Source organism: Leucothrix mucor DSM 2157 (assembly GCF_000419525.1).
In the GTDB taxonomy this organism is placed as follows: Bacteria; Pseudomonadota; Gammaproteobacteria; order Thiotrichales; family Thiotrichaceae; genus Leucothrix; species Leucothrix mucor.
Genome location: NZ_ATTE01000002.1, coordinates 63,039 through 89,037 on the forward strand (window position 1 = coordinate 63,039; position 25,999 = coordinate 89,037).

Consider the following 25,999-nt stretch of genomic DNA (forward strand, 5'->3'; position numbering starts at 1 on the left):
GAAGAGGTGCATGGTTATCGGCTTTTTATTTTATAAAATACGCAATTTTACTGTAGAAAGTACGCTCAGCTCATCACAAACTAAAACTGGTAAAAAACTTTACAGTAATTTTTTTGTGGGGTAATTTGATTCACCCGATCAACTGATGAGATTTCAGATGCCTTATGAAAAACATGAAGCGATGTTACGCCTCAGAGCCATTGAATTACTGGCTTACTGGGAAGGACGATTAGTTACTAATCGCCTTACTGCTTGGTTTGGAATAAGCCGTCAACAAGCCTCATCAGATATCAAACGCTACAACACCACCAACAACCCAGATTCTTTAATACATGACCCTTCAGTCAAAGGTTATGTGCCTAAGGCTGGCTTTCAGCCAGTCTTAACTAGCGGACAAATCAACGAGTACTTTGAATTAATGTCAGGCTTATTAAATGAGTCTGATGCGGTGACTCTGGAGTCAGCAGATCACCTCAGCGCGGTGCAGTTACCTGACCGCATGGTAAGGCCTGAAGTGTTCAGGGCGATGAGCCGTGCCTGCCGATCCCGAAGCAGCCTCAAGATCATTTATGCCTCGATGAGTAGCCCACTGCTTAAAGAGCGGGTGATCTCGCCACATACGCTTATTTACACAGGGTTTAGGTGGCATGTAAGAGCCTACTGCCATCTGCGAGAGGAATTCCGGGATTTTATTTTATCCAGGATAGACAGAATACCCAAACCAGCTTCCGAGTCATCTCCGGATCCCTCGCAAGATGCACTATGGCATGAGCAGGTTTTGCTGACTTTGGTACCGAACCCTCGGTTGAATGAAGGCCAGAAAGCGTTGGTTGAAAAAGATTTTGGTATGCCTGATGGTAGGCTGCAAATATCGGTCCGAAAGTCGCTGGCACACTACACGTTACAACGCTATCAAGCGGGAATTACGGCTGATGATGCAAGCAATGAATTGAAGTTTCCGGTGATTCTTCAAGAAACGGATCGAGAAGAGCTGAGTCCTTACCTGTTCGACTCAGCGCAATGATGGTGGTTAAGGTTTGATAGAACAATTTAGATACGACAGCGACATTAATGGCGGGTCGCTGATGGTTAGAGAGAGCCGCATTATTGCGGACTTACTCTTGAATAAGGTCACACCTGGGCAATGGGATGAGGCTATCCGTATTGAAAATGTGCTGCAAAAACGCAGCCCATCCTCAGCAAAGCGCAATGCCAATGCAATTCGGCAACGACTGGAAAGGTTGGAGCCAGAGTTCTGGAGAGCATTGCGTGATGGTGATGATGAGCTGTCTACGCAAGTTGCGCTGTGCGGGGTATTAGAGCGGAACCTGTTGCTGGTTGAGTTTATGGAGACGGTGCTTTGCGATGCCTATGCAACGCGCTCAGAAAAGTTGGATGGATTTGTGTGGCTCGACTTTCTGGAGGAAAGGGCTTTTCGTGATCCAACGATTGGCAGCTGGAAGGAATCCACCCGAAAGAAAATGGGGCAGGTCGCTTTTCGTATCTTTGCCGAAGCGGGGTATCTGAAGAGTACAAAAAGCCTGGAGCTGCAACACGTTGTAGTCAGAGCGGAAGTGAAAGTCATGCTGGATGACTACTACAAACAACGCATCAAAAAATGCATGGAAGTATCCTCTTGGACGCGACCACCGGAGCAGGAATAAACATGAATCAACGGCTACACGACAGGCTAAATCAGATACCTGACAAGATTCTGTCCACCGCCTTCTTAAGCGGGCAGGGGCTCGGTAATGAAATCGGCTTTTGGATATTTGACTATGCGCCAGAGGATGAGCTGCAGGTTCGGCAGTACATCGAGTTTCTTGAAGGTATGCTCACCAAGAAGCAAAGCCAACTAAAGGTGGTAAACATCAATTTACTACAGAGCTTGGTGGGCTATCTGGATGATCGGAATTTTGTTGAAAAAGCCATACAGATGCAAAAGGCCAAAGGTGATGAGGGGCTACTTAAGGCGTTAAAAGGCCCATTACACATGGATAAGTTTGCACCTTACCTAACCAAGAAATATTCAGCCGCTGAGCAAGACATTATTTTTATCTCGGGCGTCGGGTCGGTCTGGCCACTACTGCGCGCTCATAACTTGCTGAACAGCCTGCACTCACTGTTAGGGCATAAGCCGGTTGTACTGTTTTACCCCGGCTATTACAGCGGTCAGGCCATGAGTCTGTTTGGAAAGATTCCCAGCAACAATTACTACAGAGCGTTTAAGTTGGTTCCGTAATTATCCGGCAACCAGTGAATAAGAATTTTAAGGAATATCGTCTTACTATGAACATCAAGGAACTTTTTGTTAAGCCATTGGACCGCTCGATCAATGGCGTGGTTAAAGCAGATCAAGATGACAACGCTACGGTCTATCAAGAGCTGGATGAGTATGTGGTCACCAATGAGCTGGAAAAGCACTTCAGAGACTTTTTCCAGTCTTATGGCACTGACCTTTCTGATCCTTCCATTGCCAATCGGGTTGGGGTATGGATCTCTGGCTTTTTTGGCTCGGGTAAGTCGCACTTTCTAAAGACCCTGTCTTATATCCTGGCGAACAAGGTTGCGCAGGATGCCGATGGTCATGCGCGTACCGCTGTTGAGTTCTTTGACGAACAAAAAATCCGTGATGCCTTTATTCGGGCCGATATCGATAAAGCCGTCAGTGGCCATGCCGATGTGATCCTGTTCAATATCGACAGCAAGGCGAGCTCGAATGATGACGGCAATCCAATTCTGAATGTGTTCTTACGGGTATTCAACGAGCATCAGGGATTCTGTGGCGACCACTCGCACGTTGCCCACATGGAAAGACACCTTGATCAGAAAGGCGTTTATGAGGCCTTCAAGTCTGCGTTCGAAGAGTCCAGTGGTTTGTCCTGGGTTGAGGAGAGAGACGGCTATCACTTCTATCAGGATGACGTGGAGCATGCGATTTCCAAAGCATTGGGCCTGTCAGCTGAAGCGGCTAAAAAATGGTTTGATGACTCAGAGAAAACCTTCAGTGTCTCAGTCGAAAACTTCTGTCATTGGGTTCGGGAATATCTCGATGGGAAAGATCCGAAGCATCGCATTTTGTTTCTTGTCGATGAAGTCGGGCAGTTTATTGGTAGTGATACCAAGCTGATGCTCACCCTTCAAACCATCACTGAAAACCTCGGGACTATCTGCAAAGGTCGTGCCTGGATTGTGGTGACGTCACAGGCCGATATGGATGCAGTACTCGGTGAGCTTTCTTCCTCTAAAGCTAACGACTTTTCTAAGATTGCCGGTCGTTTTAAAACTCGCTTATCGCTGTCCAGCTCGAACACTGATGAAGTTATCCAGAAGCGTCTACTGCGCAAAACACCGGAGGCCATTGCTCAGCTTGGAGCCGTGTTCGACCAGAAGGGCGATATACTGAAAAACCAGCTGACCTTTGACCGCACTGGCCCGACCCTTAAAAACTTTGACGGGCCGGACAGCTTCATCAGTAACTATCCATTTGCGCCGTACCACTTTCAACTCGTGCAAAAAGTCTTTGAGGAGATCCGCAAAGTCGGAGCCACCGGAGCCCACTTGGCTTATGGAGAGCGCTCTATGCTGGATGCGTTCCAGATGGCAGCCAGCTCAATCGCCGGTGAAGCCGTTGGGGCTTTGGTGCCCATGCATCGCTTCTATGCGTCGGTCGAAGGCTTCCTTGATACGGCAGTGAAACGAACCATCGATCAGGCAGGCGAGAATGCGACGCTGGATAGCTTTGATGTGCAGATCCTGCGGACGCTGTTTATGATTCGTTACGTGGACCTCATTAAAGGCACACAGGATAATCTGGTCACTCTCTCCATCGAGAAGATTGATGAAGACAAGCTGGCGTTGCGTAAACGCATTGAAGAGAGCCTGCAGCGGCTTGAGAAGGAAAGCCTGATCACCCGCAACGGGGATGAGTTCTTATTCCTGACCAATGAAGAGCGTGACATCACGCAAAAGATTAAAGCGACCGATATCGCCAGCGCCGAAGAAAATACAGAGCTGGGAAATTTAATCTTTAAAGACCTGCTGCGAGATACCAACAAATACCGTCATCAGGCTAATAAAACGGACTACAGCATTAGTCGTTATCTGGATGGTCATACGCTTGATGGTCGCTATGAGTCCGACTTAAAAGTAGAAGTTGTATCACCACTGGATGCCGATTACGGGCTGTATAGCGAAGCGGGGTGTATCAATAAAAGCGTTGAAGGTGAAGGGCAGATTCTGATCAAGCTTGCGGATGATAAGCAATTTTTCAGCGAGCTCAGAACCTGGTTAAAAACCAATAAATTTATTCGCATGAACAACGATGGAACACAAGCTGACATCACTCGTATTTTGGCGGACAGAGGACGGGAGAATCAGGAACGGAAAAAGCGATTACGTGCCAGACTTGAAGACATGTTGCAGCAGGTCGAGTTTTATATTCTTGGCCAACACCTGACCCTGAAATCCTCCAGCATTGTGACTAAGCTGGATGAGGCATGCTGTTATTTGCTTGAGAACACCTATAACAAGCTGAACTTCATCAAGGTGTATCAGAAGGATCCTTGGCGGGAATTGAGCGCGGTACTCTCCGTGGATGATATCGGTCAGATGGGATTAGATCTGGAGGGTGATGCCGGTAATCCGAAGGCAACCCGCGATGTGGAGGAGTTCATTTCATTGAAATCCTCAGGGTCTGAGCGGATCTTGCTATCTGAGGTTGTCGAGCGTTTCTCAAAGCGGCCTTACGGCTGGCCGGATGCAGAGATCCTGCTGATCATTGGTCGACTGGCTGCGCTTGGTCACATCTCACTACAGCTTGGTGGTGGTACGTTAGCGGTTAAAGATGCATTGGAGCCGCTGCAGAACTCACGGCGTCGACGCGAAGTGGCTGTTATCAAAAAGCGCCGGACCGATGAAGTGGTTCTAAAGAAGGCCCGTAGTCTCACACAGGAGCTTTTTTCCGCAATGGGGCCTGCGGCTGAAAAAGAGTTGTTTGAGTTTTATTCGCGGCACTTTAGCTCGTGGTTGAACGACCTGAAATCTTACAAAAGCAAAACGGATGTCGGTCACTTCCCAGGCAAGAAAGTCATCGAGCAGTCAGTTCTGACGCTGGAACGGTTATTCAGTAACAACGATAGTTTCGACTTCTTTAAACAGGTAGTTGATAAGAAGGACGACGTACTCGACCTGGAAGAAGACTATCGTGATTTGCATGAGTTTTTTAGTAACCAGATTCACATCTGGCAACAGCTGCAACAAGCGCTTAGGCACTTTGAAATAAACCGCCAGTCATTGGAAAAAGACGACACTGCAAGGAAGGCTCTGGCGGAGCTGCAAGACATTAAGTCCTCAGAAGCCCCTTATGGAAAGCTGCAAAACGTGGCCTCACTTGTTGCTCAGGTGGAAGCCGTTAATGAGCGCTTACTCACTGAAAAACGCACACATGCACTAACGCGTGTGGATGCCAAGCTGGAACAGCTGCAAGTTGAGATCGATAAAAGCGGCATCGCCACAGCAGACTTGAGTAACCGTCTGCTTAGGCCGCTGCAGTTGGTGAAGACTGACGTGGAAGTAGAAAGTAGTATTGCTGGGATTTATATGCTCCAGACGAAAACTGCCGACGAACAATATGATGAGGGCTTGCAGGAATTAGATAAGGCAGTTCAGTCAGAATATGAGAGAGTCGCCAGAGAAGAGCAGGCGGCATACGCCAAAGCCATGGCAGCAGCATCCACCCAGTCAGCGACTAATGCGGAGCCGCCAGTGCCTCAGCCAAAGCCAAAACCGGTCGCCAAACCTAAGCCCGTGATCGAAGTCAATGTAACCAGCATCTACAACCAAGCCTGCGACGGTGCTTATCTGGAAACAGAAGCATCGGTCGATCAATTTGTTGACGCTTTAAAAGCTGAATTAAAACGCATTGTTCGTGATGACAAACGTGCCCGTATACGCTAAGGAAATCTGATTAATGAACACAAGCAATATCAAAAGCTACGCCCCTAAAGCCCGTATCGCCTTTATGGATGCCGTCAGCAAGCAGGCAGCTAAGTATGGCATTACTCAGAAAGAAATAGTCCCTGCCAGCGTCAAAGGGGATCTTCTGGTTATCGGTGATCTGGTGTTACCGGCAGCCATTGAGCCCTCTCGCTCAGCCTTGGTGACGTTGGTTGAGCAGCTTGGATATGCTCAGGCTATCGATAAGGTGGCTTACAGCTGGTTTAACCGCTTGTGCGCTATTCGCTACATGGAACTGCACGACTACTTAGGGCATGGCCGTCGGGTATTAAGTCACCCTGATCACTCCACTGGTTACCAGCTATTGGATGAGTGCCTTGAGGTTGAGTTGCCCGGTCTGAGTATGGATCGGGTGCGTGAATTAAAGCTTGATGGTACTCAGGATGAAACGCTGTACCGCGAACTCTTATTAGCGCAGTGTCATGCGTTGCACAACGCCATGCCATTCCTATTCGAATCTTTGGATGATGCGACCGAACTGCTGTTACCGGAAAACCTGACCAAAACAGACTCCCTGATTCGTGGACTGGTTACCGCAATCCCTGAAGAAGATTGGGCTGATATCGAGATTATTGGCTGGCTTTATCAGTTCTATATCTCTGATAAAAAGGATGAGGTAATGGGGAAGGTCGTGAAGTCGGAAGATATTCCGGCTGCCACGCAGCTCTTCACCCCTAACTGGATCGTGAAGTACATGGTTCAGAACTCACTGGGAGCACAATGGCTGGCGACCTATCCGGACTCACCACTCAAAGCTCAGATGGAATACTACATCGAGCCTGCTGAGCAGACGGATGAAGTGAATGCTCAACTTGCAGCGATGACACCCACGGAGCTCAATCCTGAAGCATTGACCTTGATTGATCCTGCCAGCGGCTCTGGTCATATTTTGGTAGAAGCTTATGATCTGTTTAGAGCCATCTACCTTGAGCGCGGCTATCGCCAACGAGATATCCCGCAACTGATCTTGGAGAAAAACCTCTTTGGGTTAGATATTGATGAGCGTGCTGCACAGCTCACCGGCTTTGCGCTAATGATGAAGGGAAGGGCGGACGACCGTCGTCTGTTTGAGCGTGAAATCAAACTCAATGTAATGGCAATGGTGGATAGCACTGGGTTTGATGTTGAAGGTCTGGCAATGGGCGTAGAGCTATCGGACTATGGACTAAAGCCTGCAGACCTGACCGAGTTAAAGCAGTTATTTGAGCATACGACGACGTTTGGGTCATTGATTCAGGTTCCGGAGGGGCTAAAGAAGAAACTACCCGCACTGAAGCAACTGAGCGAGACGGCCAGCCTAGACCTTTTTGTATCGGAAGCAATCACACGTCTCGTACCGTTGGTTTCGATGATGGAGCTACTAGCAGCCTCATTTGACACGGTTGTTGCCAACCCTCCCTACATGGGCGGAAAGGGCATGAATTCTCTTGTGAAGGAGTTCGCCAAGAATCACTTTCCTGACGCCAAGAGTGATTTGTTCGCCTGCTTCATTGAGCGTGCCTACAAGCTGACAAAGGAAAATGGTCGCATTGGCATGGTCACAATGCAAAGCTGGATGTTCCTATCATCTTTCGAGAAGATGCGTCAGCGGCTGCTCAGAGAGAAGACAATCTGTGCGATGACACAGATCGGTTACAATAGCTTTCCGTCAATGAACTCAAAGATCGCTCAAGCAGCAGTCTTCACGATCTCCAACACCCTAGTCATTAATTATTTAGGTTCTTTCACTGATCTTAATAGTGCAGCTCAATCGGCAGACAAGAAGGAGCTGTTTCTCATGCGAGATCCGGACAAACTATTTGTTATCGCGTCTCGTGAATTTCAAAGAATTCCAGGAAGTCCAATCGCCTACTGGGTTAGCACACGAGTCCGAAAGGTATATGACAACTTCCCACCGATGAAGACGGTCGCCCCAACGAGACAAGGGCTTGCAACTGGGGACAATGGGCGCTTTCTCAGATATTGGCATGAGGTATCTCGTGGAAACACTAGTCTCGAAGGTTTTGCGAATAGCTCGGATCAGAGACAGTCTCGTTGGTTTCCCTGTAACAAAGGTGGGGAGTTCCGCAGATGGTATGGGAACAACGAGTTCGTTGTGAATTGGGAAAGTAATGGCGAGGAGATCAAGGCGTTTGTAGACGAGAAAGGCAAGCTTCGATCTCGTCCTCAAAACGAATCCTACTATTTCCGAGAAGGACTGACATGGTCCGCAATCACTAGTTCAAGCCTGTCAATGCGGTACTCGCCCAAAACTCACATGTTCGAGACCAAGGGTGCAATGTGTTTCCCGAACTCTCAAGAGGTGTTGTGGGCAACTCTTGGATTCACAAATTCAAAGTTAGTGAATGTCTTTCTATCTGCGACATCACCAACCTTAGACTTTCACGAAGGACCAGTTGGGAATCTGCCGTACCAAAACGTGGGCAAGGCAGTCGACGGAGTGGAACTCTGTGTCACGACTAGTCGCAATGACTGGAATGCTTACGAACGCTCTTGGGAATTCCAGTCGCTGTCTTTCCTGACTGCATATTCGAGGTCTACTATTACTACGCTTGAATCCAGTTACAACAACTGGATTGTTCATAGTCGCGAAACCACCACCGAGATGAAGCGCCTCGAAGAGGAGAATAATCGTCTCTTTATAGATGCTTATGGTTTGGCAGATGAGCTTACTCCTGAGGTTCCTATTGAGCAGATCACTCTTACGGTGAATCCAGCTTATCGTTATGGCGGTAAGTTGAGTGAAGAAGCGTTATGGACTCGCTTCCGTGAAGATACGATGCAAGAGCTGATCTCCTACGCTATTGGCTGCATGATGGGTCGTTACAGTTTGGATGAGCCTGGGTTGATCTATGCGCATAGTGGTAATGAGGGTTTTGATGCCAGTAAGTACAGCACCTTTGCAGCTGATGATGATGGCATTATCCCGCTTACAGATACGGAGTGGTTTGCTGATGATGCTTGCAATCGGGTGGTTGAGTTTATCAGTAAAGCTTGGGATGCTTCATCGCTGGAGCAAAACCTAAACTTCTTAGCAGATAACCTTTCGCCTAAGAAGAATGAATCCAGCCGTGAGACGATCCGACGTTATCTAAGTACCAAGTTTTTCAAAGACCATCAGCAGACTTACAAGAAGCGGCCTATTTACTGGTTATTTAGTTCGGGTAAGCAAAAAGCGTTTGAGTGTCTGGTTTACCTGCATCGCTATAACGAAAGCACCTTGTCACGTATGCGTACCGAGTACGTTATTCCATTGACCGCGAAAATGGATACCTATGCTAAAAAGCTGGAAGAGGATAAGGAAGCCAGTAGCTCGACCTCTGAAATTAAAGGCATTGATAAAGAAATCATTAAGTTGCATAAACAGCAGGCGGAGCTGAGTGACTTTGATGAGAAGCTACGGCACTACGCTGACCAACGCATCAGTCTGGATTTGGATGATGGGGTTAAGGTGAACTACGGAAGGTTTGGTGACTTGCTGGCGGATGTTAAAGTGATTACCGGAAAAGCACCGGAGGTCATTGTATGATTAAATCGATATGGGTAGATAACTTTAAATCGTTGGTTGATTTTAAATTGGAGTTGGCGGAGTTCAATTGCGTGGTTGGTCTCAACGGTGCGGGTAAATCAACCGTTTTACAGGCCCTCGACTTCGTGGCACAGCTGATGGTCGGCGATATTAGTGGTTGGTTGAAGCTTCGCCATTGGGAGAGTGCTGACCTTAACTCGAAGCTCACTAAAAAAAGTAATATTGACTTTGAAATAACTTTAGATATTGCTGGAAAAGATGTTGTTTGGTCGGGGAGCTTTAACCGTAGCTCATTAAGCTGTACTAGGGAGAGTATATCCAGCCTGGGTGAGAAAATGCTTTCCGTAGAGGATGGGGCATACACATTCAGATCAGGTGAAAAGTTTAAACGAACAGATATTAATTTTGAATATGAGGGGTCGATACTGTCACGCCTCAAAGAGCCAAAAAATAGTACTAGCTTCAGTGAGACCTTAAGAGCAGTGAAGGATACGATTCTGAATATCCGTTCACTCGATCTAATTAGTCCGGAACTACTACGAACCCAGACACGTACCGCAGAGGGGAAGTTGGGATTGGGCGGTGAGAAGCTTTCGGCCTTTATTCATGAGTCTGGTGCTCCGGCTAAAAAGGTTCTGATTGAAGAGCTACGAAAAATCTATCCTCAGCTGGAGGATATTCGAACAAAATCATTAAGGGCTGGCTGGAAGCAACTGGAAGTGAGTGAGCACTTCGGAGACAAAAAAATAATATCTACAGCACGCCATCTGAATGATGGAATGTTGCGCCTGATGGTGATCATCCTTCAGCTGGAAATAGGTAATGCCTTTCTGTTGTTTGATGAAATCGAGAATGGCATTAATCCAGAGCTCATTGAGTACCTTATTGATCATTTGGTCGAATCAGACGATCAAGTGATGGTGACCACACATAGCCCGATGATTCTCAACTTTATGGATGATGAGGTGGCGAAACGGGGTGTGATCTACTTATACAAGAATGAAATGGGCTATACGCGGGCAGTTCGGCTATTTGATATTCCATCGATGGCTAAGAAACTTGGGTTTATGGGACCAGGTGAGGCATTTATTGATACTGACCTGACTCATTTATATCTGGAAATTGCAGCGATGGATCAACCGGAGGCTTAGTGTGTATTTATTGTTAAGTGGGGAAGGCTCCGGTGATATGGGTGCTTGTTATCCGACAAATGATCGATGTGATCGTGATGGTTTTGCTGAAGGTCCTATGGCCATTATTGTGGATCAACTGGTTGAGCATTTTCAAGGGTTCGACATGTCACATTTGGAGGCTGAACGGGTGAGTTTCGTTTCTGAAAAATACCTTGCAGACAACAAAGCCCCTGCTAGCCGGAAAGCGATGGCACTAAAGGGCAAGAAAAAGCCAGAAGAAACAAAGTACTACTACGAGAATGCCAGAGCTTTGGCTACGGTTGCAAAAGCCAAAAGTTTGGAGGTTGATGATCAGGTGGTGGCGGTACTTTTTCGTGACGCTGATGGCACTGCTTCGGCAGGTCGGGGAAATTGGACTAATAAACACCAATCAATGCAGCAGGGGTTTAGTGCTGAGGCGTTTGACTTTGGGGTGGCGATGATCCCTAAACCAAAGTCCGAAGCGTGGTTACTGTGTGCGACCAAGGAAAACCCTTATCAGCATTGCGATAGACTGGAAAACGAATCGGGTAATGATTCAGCCGAAAGCTCACTTAAGGATCAACTCGCTACTGCCTTGTCTGAGCGGACTAGCGGAGAGCAGATCAATGAATTATTACGGGATGGGTCGATTAATGTTTTTCGAATCGATATGAACTCCTTTAATGGTTTTAAAGGTGATCTTGAAAATGTGGTTAAGCGCGTGAATGGAATTCCGGTATGAATACAAGCCAACTACGCCAAGGCTTGGAGCAAGCCTTCATTACAGAGTCTCAACGACTTGTTTTCTGGTATGACCCAGAGCAGTCCTTCGTAGATGAGCTGGACGCACTGGGGATGGAAGGTGTTCAGATTCTGAATATGGCCAATGAGTCAGCGTTTGGTATCAAGCTGAAGCTAGAGCTTGAGGATACGGCAGGTAAGTACCTGCTGTATTTCCCATCGGCTGAGCCGGATATTGAAAAGGACTGGTTGCTCGATATAAAGCTGTATTCCCGATGCTTTTATGCGGATCGCTTCTCGATTATCTTTAATGAGCTTGGCTTACATCAGCAAAGCCTGAGGGAGCTTTTATCCAAGCGGGATAAGTTTCTTGCCAGTAAAGCCAGAGTAGCTGCACTACAACGCTATGTTCAGACTGATTGTGACGAGATGGGCTTGGATATCGCAATGATTGCATCCGTGGTTAAGGCTGAAAGCTGTGACCTTGCGCATGTAATCATGGCGTTGGCAGATGAGGCGGTTAGTCAGAATGTTGGCCTTGAGGATAACCCGTCGTCTCTGGAAGAGCTGGAGAAGTATGATCTGATTCCTACGCTAGTGACGGCCCTACAATCCGAGATCGGTTATCACGCGTCTGTAGAAGAGTTGAATGGGGAGGCATCGTTTAAGCTTGGACGCTTCTTTATTCGGCTATTAGCTACCGGTTTTTGTGAAAGTGTGGGAGACGTGCCAGCTTGGGCTCAGGAGCTTGTCATGTCCTCAGCCAGTTCCCGTGCCACCGCTCGATCCTTGTTGTCCCGTTGGCGGGATAGCTCCCGTTATTATAAAGCTTTCGACCAGGTATCTGATTGGGTCGCTGCGGCTGTGCGGATCGACGAAAAGCTTTCTGAGTTTAATACGGTTCAGCTCAGTGAGGTAGTCACCTTTGAGGTGATTGAGCATAATATTATTATCGATCTGTCGCAGGCTATTCCGCTTACCCCCGCTGGTGAGCTTGAACGGTTTCGTACAATGATCTCTGCACGGCTTGATGGTTATTGGGCCTCTAAGCATAAGGATGATGTTACCCGTCGCAAGTATCGGACAATCTATACGGCACTGCAGGCTGCAATTGATTTGTTCGGACTTCGGATTCAGTACGATGGAGGCTTTCATTTTGAGTCTTGCGAGGCGCTGTATAAAGCCTATGAGAAAGATATCTACCGTTTTGATATGGCGTATCGTCATTATTGTGAAGCGTCCCAACGGGCTCATGTTGAGATTCTCAAAAAGCTGGATGATGAGGTGGAGCAGTGTTACTCCAACTGGTACATCGACAACCTGGCTAAGAACTGGGGTGACCGCATCGAGGCGGAGCAACGCTTGAATCATTGGCGTTTTTCAGAAGTTCCAAATCAGCATAACTTCTATCAGAACCTGGTCCAGCCCTTATTCGTAAAAAACAGTAAGCGCCGTGTGGTCGTGATTATCAGTGATGCTTTCCGTTATGAGGCGGCGGTGGAGTTACGCGATCGCATTAATGATAACCGTTATAGTGTCGCTACCGTGTCTTCACAGCTAGGGGTTGTTCCGAGCTATACCACACTAGGTATGGCTTCCTTACTGCCTCATGAGACGTTGGAATATCGTGAGGGCGCAAGTGATGATGTCTTTGTCGATGGCTTATCCAGCAAAGGTACTATTGCGAGGAATAAAGTTCTGGCCGCCCATGGTGGTATGGCATTAACTGCTGAAACCGTTAAAGGCTGGTCTCGCGAAGAAGGCCGAACTGCGTTGAAGGATCAAGAGCTGATTTATGTGTATCACAATGTAGTTGATGCCCGTGGCGATAGTGCTTCGACCGAGTCTGAAACCTTTATGGCGGTAGAGCATGCGATTGAAGAGCTAACGGAGCTTAGCCGTAAGGTCTTGATGCACTTCAATACTTCAATGGTTTTGATTACCGCTGACCACGGCTTCTTGTTCCAGCAAAGTAAGCTGTCAGCAGCCGACCGGACTTCCGTCGCAGAAAAGCCAGCTAATACCCTGAAGTACAAAAAGCGGTATGTGATAGGCCATGGCTTGCCGGATAACAAAGATGCTTGGAAGGGCTCGACCAAGGCCACAGCAGGAACGGTTTCAGAGACCGACTTCTGGGTTCCCAAGGGCGCTAACCGCTTTCACTTCGTTGGTGGTTCACGCTTTGTGCATGGTGGCGTAATGCCTCAGGAGATTGTGGTTCCGGTCATTACGATTAAGCAGTTACGAGGTAAAGAGGCGGAGAAGCGTACTAAGCGTAAGGTTGGTGTCATTTCGACGAAGTCGACGCTGAAAATGGTCAATAACATCCAGCGGTTTGATCTTATGCAGACCGAAGCGGTGAGTGATTTAATGACGCCCGTTACCTTGTCTGTCGCTATTTTTGAAGGCAGCAGCAAGATTTCAAGTGAAGAAACAGTGACCTTTGATAGTGCGACGGATAGCGCGAGTGAATGGGTTAAGCAGGTAAGACTTTCCTTGTCTGGCAATGACTTTGATCGTCAGAAAGATTATTTTCTGGTGTTGAAAGACAAAGATCTGAATACTGAAATGGAACGCTATAAGGTCACAATAGATTTGGCATTCACCGATGACTTTTAATAATAACTGACTACAGAGCCCACTGCATGGAACCCGCAAACGATCAAGAGTTAGACCAACTGTTAAACGAGCACTTTGCAGGAAGAGTGGTTCGTAAGGATCTCACTAAGCTAATTAAAGAGGGGGCCAATGTCCCTGTCTATGTGCTTGAGTACTTACTTGGAATGTATTGTGCTTCTGATGACGCTGAGGTGATTGAACAAGGCCTTCGTAACGTAAAGACGGTGCTGACCGAGAACTATGTTCGTCCGGATGAAGCAGAGAAGGTAAAGTCACTGGTTCGTGAAAGGGGCAGTTACAAGGTCATTGACCGTGTGACGGTGAAGCTGAATGAGCGTAAGGACAGGTATGAGGCAACCTTCAGTAACCTAGGCATCAAGGATGCTGAAATCTCTTCGGGTATTGTTAGAGAATACGAAAAGTTATTGGTCGGTGGCATCTGGGTAATTGCAACGTTGAGTTATTATCACGAGGAAGGGCAGTCGAACTCTCCTTTTGGAGTGACTTTGCTCAAGCCTATTCAAATGCCCAACATGAACATGGAGGAGTTGTTCCAGGGACGGTCTGCACTCTCTAAGGAGCAATGGCGTGAATGCTTAATTCGTTCAATTGGTATGGAGCCGGCTACTTTAGACGTTGATGTGCAGTGGCATCTTCTGGCCCGAATGATTCCGTTTGTAGAAAACAACTATAACGTATGTGAGCTGGGCCCAAGAGGGACTGGAAAAAGCCATATTTACAAGGAGTGTTCGCCTAACAGTATTCTGGTATCAGGTGGACAAACCACGGTAGCCAATCTGTTTTACAACATGAGTAGCCGCCGTATCGGCTTAGTCGGTCTTTGGGATCTGGTCGCATTTGATGAGGTTGCAGGCATTTCCTTTAAAGATAAAGATGGCGTGCAGATCATGAAGGACTATATGTCTTCCGGCTCTTTTGCACGTGGCCGAGAGCAAATGGAGGCTTCTGCCTCGATGGTGTTTGTAGGCAATATTAACCAGAGTGTTGAGTCTTTGGTGAAGACCAGTCACCTATTAGCTCCATTCCCAGAAGCGATGATTGACTCTGCTTTTTTTGATCGTTTCCACGCTTATATCCCTGGCTGGGAAATTCCCAAGATGCGCCCGGAGTTCTTCACCAATCGTTATGGTTTGATTGTCGATTACTTGGCAGAGTTCTTTCGTGAGATGCGTAAACGCAGCTTTGCGGATGCGATTGAGAAACACTTCAAGCTTGGTAATAATCTGAACCAACGCGATGTGATTGCGGTTCGTAAGACGGTCTCCGGCCTTTTAAAGTTGATGTACCCGCATGGTCAATTTGAGAAGGATGATGTCCGTGAATGCCTTGAGTATGCGCTTCAGGTACGGCGTCGGGTGAAGGAGCAGCTTAAGAAAATTGGTGGCATGGAGTTTTATGATGTCCACTTTAGTTATATCGACAATGACACCCTAGAAGAACACTTTGTTTCCGTTAAAGAGCAGGGTGGTGGAGGCCTGATACCTGAAGGGCCAGGTAAGGCAGGTTTGCTTTACACAATCGGTCTCAGCAATAAAGGGATGCCTGGAGTCTATCGCCTTGAATTACAGGTAACCAAGGGCTCTGGCAAACTGGCTACATCAGGTCTTTGGAATTCAGCCTCAGCTAAAGAACAAGTCAAAATTGCCTTCGACTTTTTCAAAGCGAATGCATCAAGGATTTGTGGTGGTAGTAAGGTCGGTGAGCATGACTTTCATCTGCACGTTGTAGAACTTCAAAATACAGGACCGCTTAGTCATCTGGCGCTACCAAGCTTGGTTGTGTTTGCCTCCGGGTTATTGGGTAAGCCACTCCAAAGTCAGATGGTTGTGCTAGGGGATATGAGCTTGGGTGGATCTGTTACGCCTGTGGAAAGCCTTGCGGAGTGTTTGCAGGTAGCTTTCGATGCGGGTGCGAAGAAGGTTACATTGCCCATGAGTAGCGCGGTGGATATTCCGACGATACCAGCGGAGTTGTTTACTAAGTTCCAGACCAGTTTTTATGCTGACCCTGTTGATGCGGTGTTTAAGGGATTGGGGGTTGATTGATAGCTTGAAAGACTCACTCCGCGGTGTAAAAAACTTGAATATTATTGAAAAAAATTTCAATGATTGACGATTGTCAAAGGTATATTCTGTCTTAACACTACTATATAAATAGTATTTTCAAACGTTTTTTAACAAAGTTAACATCAGAACAAGAGACTGAAACCTTCCCCCAAAGTCAGAACTCACCCTCACTTTGGGAGATGCTAGAGTGCTCATAAACCAGCTGAAAAACTCTATGGTGATTTTGTTGGAGTGTTACAGAATTTGATATCAGCAGTCTGCTTCAGGCTCTATTATTCACTACTTTAATTCGCATGATTCCAGGAGTGTCTTTGCATATCTGAACCCACGATCCCTGACAAAATTTTTATTCACTATGAATAAAAACGCAGCCATAAAAATTACTGAAGCAAATCCAGCACCAATACCAAAGAAGTTAGCGTTTAATTCTACGGTCCCTACATCAGCCTGATAGTAATCGAATAACGCACAAAGAAAAGATAGATTCGCTATAACGCAAAAAAATGAGATAAAAACACCAAAACTGCGTATTGCCAATAAGTTACGTGAAAAACCGTAGTTCACATTATCACGATAAACAGCGGGATATTTTTCTTTGTTTCTGGTGAATTCACGAAGAAAATTAATAGCACTTTTATATCTAGAGTCAGCATCTTCGGGGTCGTTTTTCTCTTCTTCCACGCTTGGCAATTTAAAATTACCAAGCTTCTCACTGAGCCATTGGTGATAACGTTGCTTCGTATATTTGTCTATAGATTTATCCGAGTGCCGGAGAATAATTGTTGTTGGAGCCTCTCCCCAAAGTGAAAACAGCCTATCTTGGCATTTGTTTCCCAAATTAGAGATAAGTGTAGATATAAAGGTCATTACCCCAAAGCTAATCAAAACTGTTAGTGTGCCACCCAATAAGCTTTTGGAGATCGGGCACCAAGCCAACATTGTTAGTACAAATGGGAGTGTCGAAAAGAATACTGGCTTAAATCTCGCGTTGATTGTGTAGTGATCAAAAAATGATCCAAGTTCTTTTAGCATTCCACTCGCACTATGTGCCCTCCGGTATAAGTCAGCATTACAATCGGTAAATCATAATTTACTTGCAGTCTTTTTAGCGAATCTCTGTCTACTGCTGATGGTGGTGTTGCATTGGTATGGCTGTGCCAAGTACCCAAAAATGTTATTTGACCGTTAGTGAGCCCATGAATACGCTCAAATTCTTCTGGGAGTCCATCTGTATTCAAAGCAAAGAAACTTTGACTATGTACGCTACCTTTGGGCGCATCTAACAAATAGTTGACGTATATGGTTTTTGAAAGATGACAGACTTGGCCTCCAATGACCCCTCCATTTTCTATTGTAGGGTCTCGATTGCTAAGCTCTTCAATTCTCCTAACAATGGTACCAATAACTCTGACATCCCATTCATAGCGACTAGTCCTAGCTATGGTTAATGTTGGCGAAAATATATAAGTCATCCAGTTCATCTCCAAGGATGATGGATTTATTACGCCAACATGCAAAGCACCATCAGTTCTAGTCTTTCCTTGCTGTATTTCTGTATTAATTCGTGAGGCAGCAGCAGCTGACATCAATGAAATATCAGTGTCATTCATTATTGTTGTCACTGAACCGCAGCCCTCTCCAAAATGGTTAAGCTCTGGCCCATTCCCGCCATACATTGCCTGTTTAATTTGCGGATGGTCAATACATAAAGTATTCGTAAAGGCAGCAATATCATCACAGCGAACAGATCGATTTTCTCCTTCTATAGCAACAATACCCACGGTGGATTTTCCATATAAAGTTGATTGAATCAGCCTTCCTGGGAGTGTATTGCAATGGTGTGACAAGCAGTATCGGACTGAAAGAGAAGCCGTAGTATCAAGAGTATATTCAGTCTTTTTATTGAGTGAGAATCCTTCCTTCTCATTCATAGCCCGAATGTCCTCATCAATTGATTTGGAGAAAACATTAAGGTTCGTCATCTCTCGGGATAACAATTCAGCTTTACTGGTACACAAACTGCTGAAGTTGGGAACAATCAACCCATGTCTAGCATTGTTATGACTACTGAAATAATCATTATCAACAAGCTCAAACTGATACCCGCCAGTCTTAGCCAAATGAAGTCCAATCTTAGAACCTAGACTTCCGCAACCCAACAAGGCAAGCCTGACAGGTACTTCAACTTTCTTTCCAGATACAGCTTGCAGCAACCTAGGACTACACTGATCAGTCAATTGAGCTGGTCGTACGACTGTATTGTTAGAAATCATTCCTTTATTTTTCTGGTCGAAAAATACCCGGTATGCCAGAAGCTCCCATGGACTCTCAATGCCTATTAAATGGAACGGCCTCCTAATTGCGAAAACCACTAAAAATTCTTCAATAGCTGCTTTATTTTGTTTACCCATAGCTTCAGGGCTTGCTAAAGATAGAATATGTTTTAAACGCGCATCAAAGGCTAGCTGCAGATCTATATCTTTTGCGAATGTTCTTAAACTCAAGAAGTCATGAACTGTTTCAGGGTGATATTCGTCAAAAACACTTTCATCTGCCGTTTGGAATAAGACACTCGGCGCATTGCGAATTTTAGTGTTGGATAACACCCCTAAGTGCTTCTTTTTAATCGAACTATTCAACGACCCCAAGCTGGGGTTTAGTAATGTTCCCAGCAGCCAGTCATTTGAACTATTCACACGACAATAACGATAATTATAAAATTTAACACTACTTGGATTGTTATCTAACTCGTTACGAATCGAATGTGTATCAGTATAAATCAAACCGTTAATATCATCTCTACGCATGTGCTCCCAGCCTTGCACTGGGCAATGCAATTCGTCTGCCGCTGCGTTGTTTAACCATTGGGTTGTAGCATCCAGCAAAGCTGTTAATCCAATGCTATGTAACAAATCTTCCAGAGAAGCTTCATATACACAGGGGAAAACTAGTTCCCCCTGTGTATGTGGGTTGATATGAGGCAGATTTATCGGGAAGTCAGCTCTTAATCGAGGTGATGGTGCTCTTAATGGGTAATCAAGGGGGATTTTCCAGTAAACATTCTCTATTTCTCTTACGCCAGTATTTGAAACTTTCTGTTTAAGAAACGCATTGGGCAGTTTAACTGCCCAATCTGTTTTTATTAAAATGACGTTCATTTCTATAGACACTTCTTTCACACAATTGACCGCAGGATAGTGGCGTATCTGCTCTATGGCCTCTTGAATAGAAGTAGTTAATGTATCCAGTTGTTCTTTAGCCATGACCAATTGCGTTTCCTGCGCCCGTAAACAATGTTCCCGTTGCAGCAGTTCGAGCTGCCTCTTTACCAACAGATGATGATGCTGAAGAAGCTTTGGTTTCTTCTTGAGGTCCATTCTTTGTTAGTTTATAAGTTAGTACCTCAGGAGTCTTTCCACCAGACGGTTTATAGTCAGCTAGACACTGAAACTTACCATCAACCTCATTGACAATACTTTCGTATTCTTTCATAGCTTTGTAGTTGGGTGGATCATTTTTGTTATTTTTAATTTCGTCGCTACTTGAGGCAATGATTGCGCCTGGACGTGCCTCACTCAATGCGGATTTTGCACTTTTAGACACTTGCGGACTATCAGAATCTTTAATGCTATCATGCGATAAGGTATGCCATGAACAATGATGCGGAGCTAATAAAATGTCATATTTTAGCTTGCTGGTGTCATTTTTATATTTCCCCCACATTAAATCCCACACCTCAACCCCAGCATCTCCCGCCAGTAAAATATAGTTAGAAGGTTCTGTGTAGCCGTGACTTGCAAGCCCCCATTGCATGATAATACTAGAGCGGTTTTTATCAGGACTGGTACCATCCTCAAATTCATCATCAGTAAGTGGCCCAAGAACCAGAGCGCTTAACTCTTTGATGAAGGCTTCATTTATTTTATCGATTACGTCTTCATTCTGATAGACAATATCCATTATGTCATCGGTCTTGCCGCCTTCGTCTTTTCCAATTAAACGTACGCGATCACCTTGCTGGCCAATCGTCTTATTAGCTCTGAATAATTCGACTCGGCGTTTTGCCTCAGTTTTGAAAGCAGCAGCATCTGTACAGAGGCTCTCGTTCTTCTTTTTTCGTCTCATGATCATTGGTGAAGACCAAATTTCACGGACAAATATCTTACCTCTTTCACCTTTTTTAGGTGCTACATAAGCGCCTGGAACACCTCGATGAAAGTGATCCTCAAACCCTCTAATATGATCTTCATCAGGGTGTGTGAGAACTAGTGCATCTAAATATGGACGTCCCTCAACATCCTTTTCCAGCATCTCATGAAGCGCCATGAGCGCATCACATTTATCATCATCGGGTTCACTATTCTTACGGATATGCATATCTATAAGAACATAATGATATCTATCATTTGATGCTATTTTTATCAGCGTCATGTCGCCATTACCAACTGGAATATGGTTGATTGTCGATTTTTTTGTCATACTGTTACCCAATTACGCATATGCTGCGTATAATTTTTAAAAATATATGCTCAGGGTGCTAAATTGCCCTATGCCTACACATACTGCTGACTTATAAAAAGTGGCGATTTTTATTGCCACTTTTTATAAGTCATCAGTAATTAGTAGATAGGAGTCTACGAATAGTGAACTCAATGGAAGCAAGTAATATCCACTACTCGGGTATTGAGATACAAGATTTGCTAGAGAAATTATCAGAGGCAGATACAGTGCGAATACTTCAGGTTTATCGTACCTTGGGCTGCAATGCTCGAACTGGCTTGTCTGCAAATGAACTTTTAAATCAGGTAGTTGATAAATCTTTGTCTCTCGAACGGCAATGGCCGAGGAATCTAATAGCTATCAGTTTTTTTATAGAAACTGGGAAAAGCATCATCAGCAATGAAGAGCAAAAACGCTCGAAATTGATTGTTACACCTACAATTGATGAAGTGTTGATCGCAGATGATAGTTCACTGAAACAAACAAGTGCTACTAGCAGTTTGTCTCATCCATCTGCGGAAATAGATACTGTAAGTGATCAATCTGATAAGCTAATTTCAACTTGGATGATGAGTATTCGAAAATTGTTTACAGATGACCCTGAGGCTGACTGCTTCATTAGTCAAAAGTTAGATGAACAGAAGAAGTCCAAAATATTAGACATTTGTAAGTTTACAGATCAGGTATATCGAAATGTTGAAAAGAGAATCAAAGACAAGGTGAGGAAACGTTATCCAAACGGATTGCCATGGTGGGAGTTAGATTCATGACAATAGCATTTATTAAGCAGATTAATGAATACGTTATCAATGCAACTTTAGAAGCTAGTGATGAAGCAATTCTTGCTTCTGTTGGCAGCGACGGATACCCCTCACCACAAGAAGTTCAGCAAGCTTGTGCTGCGATAACACAAACCATTAGTCAACAACGAGCAAATCGCTTATCTCAGGAGCAATCCGCATTTGCAGAATATAAGAAAAATCAAAAAAATATCCAAAACGCCCAGCAAAGGCGATCTATTCCTGAAATGTTATCGGATATTGTTTCTACCATGCAAAAACAGAATAAAGCAGTACCTGACGGCATCATTCTTGCCTTTAGAGAACAAGGTAAAGGCGACAGTGAAGAAGATATAATAGAAATCTGGCAGAACTTGGTAGAGTTAGGTCTTATCGATCCAAACGGCATCGAAAAATAAATATGATATTTAAACAACAGCCCGATGAGATTTTAAAACGCTTAGGTATCTATGAGCCGGATGATATCGACCTAGATTTAGTTGCCTTTTCGTTGAATGCTGATGTAAAGCGAACACACCTGTCAGATTGTGAAGGCAACATTATTGGCACGGATAAAAAAGCTATTATAACTGTTAGCATTAATGCGGGGTTACCGAGACAGCGTTTTTCACTTGGCCATGAATTGGGTCACTGGGTAAATGATCGTGGAAAAAATCTGACATACAGGTGTGATACCAATGACATGAGACAGCGTACGGCTTCTAAGGAGAATTTTAGACAGCAAAAAGAAGTACGTGCTAATAAATTTTCTGCTGAATTACTGATGCCTCAACATATCTTTAACACCCACCAAAATGGTTTGGGTATTACAGTTGAGTCCGTCAATTATTTGGCTGAAAAATTTAACACTTCCCGAACCAGCACCGCCATTCGCCTAGTTGAGTTAAGCAGCCTTCCGTGTATGATAATTGGTTGGAGTAAAGATGGTACTAGGCGGTGGTTTTCTAGAAACTCAATTGTTCCAGATTCAATATGGCCTCATAAAAAAATCATACATCCACGTGAAGTATTTGTTCTTTCTAACTGCCTTGAGGTAGATGCTGATAAATGGATAGATGGCTCTTATTCCGAAGATTTCAGTGTTGTTGAGAGTGTCTTCACAAATGGCTATGACTTCCTCTCCTTAATTTGGTGGAAAAATGAAGAACAACTCATGACCTAACCTAATTGCTACCTATACCCTGCCACTAGACTAATTTCCGTCCAGCTGATCCGCGCATCTCTATCTGACTTCCTGACACAGCTGTCCTTTACATCATTAATATGCTGAGAACCTGATGAAGCCAACAAACCAGTTCTCAAGAGCCTCCCCAAACGGACTTTGTTTATGTCACCCTCCTCTTTACTCTATAGCATATGATAACGTCCTTTATCATATGCTATAGTACAAAGCAGGGCGGTTCTCCAGAAAATTCAGATTAGGCATAAAAAATGACCAACTTAATTCAAACACCGAAAAAAGCACTCCCAAGTATGATCAGCTCAAACGCTGAGATCCCCGTGATCGTTTCAAACGCCGGAGAACATGCTACGTATCGTTATGTTGAATTTTTTACAGCCCAGATCAGAAACCCAAATACGCGGCGGGCCTACTTAGTATCAACAACACAATTCTTTACCTGGTGCCAAGACCATGGTCTTGAACTCGGCAGTATCCATTCCATCCATGTCGCAACCTATATCGAGGTGCTTCAGCAGTCACTTAGCCCCCCGACTGTAAAACAGCATTTGGCTGGAATTCGGATGCTATTCGATTGGTTGGTAACCGGTCATATCGTACAGACCAATCCGGCGACCTCTGTACGCGGGCCAAAGTATGTGGCAAATAGAGGGAAAACACCGATACTGACGCCGGAGGAAACCAGACAGTTATTTGATAGCATCCCAACAGATACATTGATTGGTTTAAGAGACCGGGCTCTAATTGCAGTGATGGTTTACACTTTTGCCAGAATCACCGCAGCAACCTCTATGAAGGTTGATGATTACTACCCGACAGGTAAGCGTTGGTGGATCCGGCTTCATGAAAAAGGTGGAAAGCGTCATGAGATGCCAGCACACCATACCTTAGAACAATACTTAGACGAGTACCTTGATGCTGCCGGTATTCGAGATCAACCAAAGTCTCCATTGTTCCGCACTTTCCAAGGTGGGCGCAAAAGGGTCATGACAGAAAACTCAATGCTGCAAACTTATGGCTGGCAGATGGTTCAGCGTAGAGCCACCACAGCAGGTATCGCTACTAAAATCGGCAACCATACATTCCGTGGTACAGGGATCACTACTTACCTAAGCAATAACGGAACCCTCGAAAAAGCTCAACAAATGGCTGCACACGAATCACCTCGCACGACCAAGCTTTATGACAGAACCAATGATGCCATGTCTTTAGACGAGATTGAGAAAATTATCATTTAGCGATATTCCAGACCTACTCAATATAAAGGACTGACAATGAATCATCATCCCCGGCACATAAGCGAAAGCCGGAACAAGTCCGGCAGTAAGCTACTAGTAAACAACACCCTTATTTGGTAAAAACGATTATTCCCAGGTTAGCTAAATTCTTCGCTATTAATTCTGCTTCTTTAGATTTAGCTCTTTTTTTAGCGCCGCTTGAAACAGTATTTGCTGTACTTACAATACCGCCGCCAAGTGTAGTGACTGCTTTCCTAGTTTCGCCACCGAGAGTGGTGAGTGCTTTCTTAGTTTCGCCGCCAACTGTGTTTGCTGCTTTGTCTAATGCATTTCCTATGTCACCAAAAAGCCCTGCTTGTGCTTGACTAACTGGTGTCATTACTGCGATTGCCAAAACTGTATTGATCATCACTTTTTGTGTTTTAGTAAGAGTTTTCATGTTATTCACCTTGTGAAATTTGGTTTAAGTGGTCAGCGTTGTGTGCCGATGAGTCCATATTAGGGATATGGCGAAAACCAGTCATAAGGAAGCAGTAAAGGTTTGGTAAGGATCGTTTTTCGTCGTTGGGCTTGAATACTAGACTGCCGCTGCTGCATAGTCAGGGGTGGATAAAACGCTTGGAACTCAGGGCAGTAAAGACCCCCATCCGTAATGAAGGTGTGTGTGCCCCTGGCTATCCAGACCAGATTGAGAAGATTGCTCTCTAGTAGGAATACCGCAATTCAACAGTACTTTATGCCCCATAAGGCATGATTTGCAACAAGACTAAGCATCAGTCTAAATCGTCGCAAGTGTAATGCCGGTGGAAGCATCTCTAACCAAAATATGAATGCTCGATAAGCCATCTTTCTGATCAGCTTCTGCGAGTTTCATTTCAATAGAAATGCTCTCAGGTGCTTCATCATTTTTCTCAAAAAAAGCCTGAACACGCTCTCGCAATTCTTTCTCTAGTTCTTGTCTATGGGCTGCCAATACTTCAATCATGGGATTACCTCAGTTATATCGTTCCTTGTTCATACACACTGATAAATCAAACAAAACATGAGCTGTCTGCTGCTGGTTACTGAGCTGAGTCTACTTAAAAAACCTTCTCTTAAGGCCTACTATGAAGCTCTCAACAATAAGCTAGAAGTTGATCCAGGGCAGCATTTCCTAGGTCGCGTTGATAACTATAAAATAGAAACATAGCGCTATCAGTAAGGTATATATAAATCTTTCGTTCTCCTTTTGTTCCATTTTAGGCTATATTAAATCATATTGATACAGTACAAAAGGCGAATAATGAAAACTGCCAATTCCACCCCACTCAGTTATCAACTGATCACGCTACAAGAAAATCCAAGTCTATTGGCGGTTCCCCTGTACAGCAGTCGCATTTCAGCAGGGTTTGCTTCCCCTGCCGACGACCACTTAGAAACCCGTCTGGACCTTAACCAACTATTGGTTCCCAGGCCTTCTGCAACTTTCATGTTAAAAGTCGAAGGTGACTCCATGATTGGAGCTGGTATCTATGATGGGGATTTATTGATTGTTGATCGCTCAGAAGCTGCTGTTAATGGTTCCATTGTGATTGCAGTCGTTCACGGTGAACTGACGGTAAAACGCTTACAGAAAGATGCATTGGGTCTTCGGCTAATGCCTGAAAATCCAAAATATAAGCCTATCGTGATTGGAGAAAATAGCGACTTCCTAATCTGGGGATGTGTCACGCATGCAATTCATAACTTCTGATCAAAAAACCCGTTTTGCAATTATTGACTGCAATAATTTCTATGCCAGTTGTGAGCGCTTATTTAGGCCCGAGTTGATTGGTCGACCAGTCGTCGTGCTATCCAATAACGATGGCTGCATCATCGCTCGCAGCAATGAGGCCAAGGCACTTGGCATCAGTATGGGAACAGCCTATTTCAAAGCACAACGATTTCTGAAGCAACATGATGTGGCCGTCTTCTCATCAAACTATGCTTTATACGGTGACTTGTCGCATCGCGTCATGGATGTACTCTCCCGCTTTGCACCTCGGATCGAAGTGTACTCGATCGACGAAGCGTTCTTGGACTTTGACGGTTTTCAACACTGGAATTTGAATGCCTATGGCCAGGAAATTCGACAGACCGTCGAGCAATGGACCG

General features: G+C 45.0%; 20 protein-coding genes. 15 read left to right on the forward strand and 5 right to left on the reverse strand.

Annotation, left to right across the window (positions count from 1 at the left end):
* The first annotated feature begins 157 nt into the window (after window positions 1–157).
* Genes LEUMU_RS0123765 through brxL form a run of 9 tightly spaced genes read left to right on the forward strand, consistent with a single transcriptional unit; the run spans window position 158 to window position 16,127 of the window.
* Window positions 158–1,024: a WYL domain-containing protein gene (locus tag LEUMU_RS0123765; RefSeq protein ID WP_022954799.1), complete on the forward strand. Its 867-nt coding sequence runs from the start codon at window positions 158–160 to the stop codon at window positions 1,022–1,024.
* A 13-nt stretch (window positions 1,025–1,037) separates the two neighbouring features.
* On the forward strand, window positions 1,038–1,664 hold the full coding sequence (locus tag LEUMU_RS0123770) for a DUF1819 family protein (protein WP_026745073.1): 627 nt from the start codon (window positions 1,038–1,040) through the stop codon (window positions 1,662–1,664).
* Window positions 1,665–1,666: 2 nt separating this feature from the next.
* Complete coding sequence (locus tag LEUMU_RS0123775) at window positions 1,667–2,242, forward strand: DUF1788 domain-containing protein (RefSeq protein ID WP_022954801.1); 576 nt, start codon at window positions 1,667–1,669, stop codon at window positions 2,240–2,242.
* Window positions 2,243–2,289: 47 nt separating this feature from the next.
* Window positions 2,290–5,958, forward strand: coding sequence for a BREX system P-loop protein BrxC (gene brxC, locus LEUMU_RS0123780; RefSeq protein ID WP_022954802.1), 3,669 nt, complete (start codon window positions 2,290–2,292; stop codon window positions 5,956–5,958).
* A gap of 13 nt (window positions 5,959–5,971) precedes the next feature.
* Window positions 5,972–9,547, forward strand: a complete 3,576-nt coding sequence (pglX, locus tag LEUMU_RS0123785; RefSeq protein ID WP_022954803.1) for a BREX-1 system adenine-specific DNA-methyltransferase PglX — start codon at window positions 5,972–5,974, stop codon at window positions 9,545–9,547.
* The gene (locus LEUMU_RS0123790; RefSeq protein WP_022954804.1) at window positions 9,544–10,698 is read left to right on the forward strand and encodes an AAA family ATPase; all 1,155 of its coding nucleotides are present in this window, start codon (window positions 9,544–9,546) and stop codon (window positions 10,696–10,698) included. The genes pglX and LEUMU_RS0123790 overlap by 4 nt, the downstream gene beginning before the upstream one ends.
* 1 nt (window position 10,699) lies before the next feature.
* The gene (locus LEUMU_RS0123795; RefSeq protein ID WP_022954805.1) at window positions 10,700–11,443 is read left to right on the forward strand and encodes a hypothetical protein; all 744 of its coding nucleotides are present in this window, start codon (window positions 10,700–10,702) and stop codon (window positions 11,441–11,443) included.
* Window positions 11,440–14,061 carry a BREX-1 system phosphatase PglZ type A gene (gene pglZ / locus LEUMU_RS0123800; RefSeq protein WP_022954806.1) on the forward strand — a complete coding sequence of 874 codons (2,622 nt, stop codon included), beginning with the start codon at window positions 11,440–11,442 and terminating at the stop codon, window positions 14,059–14,061. The genes LEUMU_RS0123795 and pglZ overlap by 4 nt, the downstream gene beginning before the upstream one ends.
* 26 nt (window positions 14,062–14,087) lie before the next feature.
* Entirely contained in the window at window positions 14,088–16,127 is a 2,040-nt protein-coding gene (gene brxL / locus LEUMU_RS0123805) for a protease Lon-related BREX system protein BrxL (RefSeq protein WP_022954807.1), read from the forward strand.
* A 300-nt stretch (window positions 16,128–16,427) separates the two neighbouring features.
* Here brxL and LEUMU_RS0123810 read toward each other — a convergent pair whose 3' ends face one another.
* From LEUMU_RS0123810 to LEUMU_RS0123820, 3 genes are read right to left on the reverse strand one after another with little or no spacing between them, the layout of a single operon-like run.
* The gene (locus tag LEUMU_RS0123810) at window positions 16,428–17,180 is read right to left on the reverse strand and encodes a hypothetical protein (protein WP_022954808.1); all 753 of its coding nucleotides are present in this window, start codon (window positions 17,178–17,180) and stop codon (window positions 16,428–16,430) included.
* Window positions 17,174–19,411 carry an anti-phage 6A-MBL system cap2_3 protein gene (locus LEUMU_RS0123815; protein ID WP_022954809.1) on the reverse strand — a complete coding sequence of 746 codons (2,238 nt, stop codon included), beginning with the start codon at window positions 19,409–19,411 and terminating at the stop codon, window positions 17,174–17,176. The genes LEUMU_RS0123810 and LEUMU_RS0123815 overlap by 7 nt, the downstream gene beginning before the upstream one ends.
* Window positions 19,404–20,627 (reverse strand): anti-phage 6A-MBL system MBL-fold protein, encoded by a 1,224-nt coding sequence (locus LEUMU_RS0123820; protein ID WP_022954810.1) that lies wholly within the window; start codon window positions 20,625–20,627, stop codon window positions 19,404–19,406. Before LEUMU_RS0123820 ends, LEUMU_RS0123815 begins: the two co-directional genes overlap by 8 nt.
* A gap of 164 nt (window positions 20,628–20,791) precedes the next feature.
* On the opposite strand from LEUMU_RS0123820, the gene LEUMU_RS0123825 reads away from it, so the two are divergent.
* From LEUMU_RS0123825 to LEUMU_RS0123840, 4 genes are all read left to right on the forward strand, one after another.
* Window positions 20,792–21,418, forward strand: a complete 627-nt coding sequence (locus LEUMU_RS0123825) for a hypothetical protein (protein ID WP_157474577.1) — start codon at window positions 20,792–20,794, stop codon at window positions 21,416–21,418.
* Window positions 21,415–21,846, forward strand: a complete 432-nt coding sequence (locus tag LEUMU_RS0123830; protein WP_022954812.1) for a hypothetical protein — start codon at window positions 21,415–21,417, stop codon at window positions 21,844–21,846. Before LEUMU_RS0123825 ends, LEUMU_RS0123830 begins: the two co-directional genes overlap by 4 nt.
* 2 nt (window positions 21,847–21,848) lie before the next feature.
* Window positions 21,849–22,610: an ImmA/IrrE family metallo-endopeptidase gene (locus tag LEUMU_RS0123835; RefSeq protein WP_022954813.1), complete on the forward strand. Its 762-nt coding sequence runs from the start codon at window positions 21,849–21,851 to the stop codon at window positions 22,608–22,610.
* 269 nt (window positions 22,611–22,879) lie between these two features.
* Window positions 22,880–23,866: a tyrosine-type recombinase/integrase gene (locus LEUMU_RS0123840; protein ID WP_022954814.1), complete on the forward strand. Its 987-nt coding sequence runs from the start codon at window positions 22,880–22,882 to the stop codon at window positions 23,864–23,866.
* Window positions 23,867–23,975: 109 nt separating this feature from the next.
* On the opposite strand, the gene LEUMU_RS0123845 is transcribed toward LEUMU_RS0123840, so the two are convergent.
* Both LEUMU_RS0123845 and LEUMU_RS0123850 read right to left on the reverse strand, forming a co-directional pair.
* Complete coding sequence (locus LEUMU_RS0123845) at window positions 23,976–24,305, reverse strand: hypothetical protein (protein ID WP_022954815.1); 330 nt, start codon at window positions 24,303–24,305, stop codon at window positions 23,976–23,978.
* Window positions 24,306–24,644: 339 nt separating this feature from the next.
* Window positions 24,645–24,851 (reverse strand): hypothetical protein, encoded by a 207-nt coding sequence (locus LEUMU_RS0123850; protein WP_022954816.1) that lies wholly within the window; start codon window positions 24,849–24,851, stop codon window positions 24,645–24,647.
* A gap of 297 nt (window positions 24,852–25,148) precedes the next feature.
* On the opposite strand from LEUMU_RS0123850, the gene LEUMU_RS0123855 reads away from it, so the two are divergent.
* Window positions 25,149–25,598 (forward strand): LexA family protein, encoded by a 450-nt coding sequence (locus tag LEUMU_RS0123855; protein WP_022954817.1) that lies wholly within the window; start codon window positions 25,149–25,151, stop codon window positions 25,596–25,598.
* A partial coding sequence (locus LEUMU_RS0123860; protein WP_026745076.1) for a Y-family DNA polymerase occupies window positions 25,579–25,999 on the forward strand: 421 nt, incomplete at its 3' end. The genes LEUMU_RS0123855 and LEUMU_RS0123860, both read left to right, overlap by 20 nt.

Bases quoted from the DNA above. Each gene is read 5' to 3' on its own strand.
- LEUMU_RS0123850 (WP_022954816.1), bottom strand. From the start codon at position 24,851: ATGATTGAAGTATTGGCAGCCCATAGACAAGAACTAGAGAAAGAATTG.
- LEUMU_RS0123820 (WP_022954810.1), bottom strand. From the start codon at position 20,627: ATGACAAAAAAATCGACAATCAACCATATTCCAGTTGGTAATGGCGAC.
- brxC (WP_022954802.1), top strand. From the start codon at position 2,290: ATGAACATCAAGGAACTTTTTGTTAAGCCATTGGACCGCTCGATCAAT.
- pglX (WP_022954803.1), top strand. From the start codon at position 5,972: ATGAACACAAGCAATATCAAAAGCTACGCCCCTAAAGCCCGTATCGCC.
- LEUMU_RS0123835 (WP_022954813.1), top strand. From the start codon at position 21,849: ATGATATTTAAACAACAGCCCGATGAGATTTTAAAACGCTTAGGTATC.
- LEUMU_RS0123765 (WP_022954799.1), top strand. From the start codon at position 158: ATGCCTTATGAAAAACATGAAGCGATGTTACGCCTCAGAGCCATTGAA.
- LEUMU_RS0123855 (WP_022954817.1), top strand. From the start codon at position 25,149: ATGAAAACTGCCAATTCCACCCCACTCAGTTATCAACTGATCACGCTA.
- LEUMU_RS0123790 (WP_022954804.1), top strand. From the start codon at position 9,544: ATGATTAAATCGATATGGGTAGATAACTTTAAATCGTTGGTTGATTTT.
- LEUMU_RS0123840 (WP_022954814.1), top strand. From the start codon at position 22,880: ATGACCAACTTAATTCAAACACCGAAAAAAGCACTCCCAAGTATGATC.
- LEUMU_RS0123810 (WP_022954808.1), bottom strand. From the start codon at position 17,180: ATGCTAAAAGAACTTGGATCATTTTTTGATCACTACACAATCAACGCG.
- LEUMU_RS0123815 (WP_022954809.1), bottom strand. From the start codon at position 19,411: ATGGCTAAAGAACAACTGGATACATTAACTACTTCTATTCAAGAGGCC.
- LEUMU_RS0123830 (WP_022954812.1), top strand. From the start codon at position 21,415: ATGACAATAGCATTTATTAAGCAGATTAATGAATACGTTATCAATGCA.
- brxL (WP_022954807.1), top strand. From the start codon at position 14,088: ATGGAACCCGCAAACGATCAAGAGTTAGACCAACTGTTAAACGAGCAC.
- pglZ (WP_022954806.1), top strand. From the start codon at position 11,440: ATGAATACAAGCCAACTACGCCAAGGCTTGGAGCAAGCCTTCATTACA.
- LEUMU_RS0123775 (WP_022954801.1), top strand. From the start codon at position 1,667: ATGAATCAACGGCTACACGACAGGCTAAATCAGATACCTGACAAGATT.
- LEUMU_RS0123845 (WP_022954815.1), bottom strand. From the start codon at position 24,305: ATGAAAACTCTTACTAAAACACAAAAAGTGATGATCAATACAGTTTTG.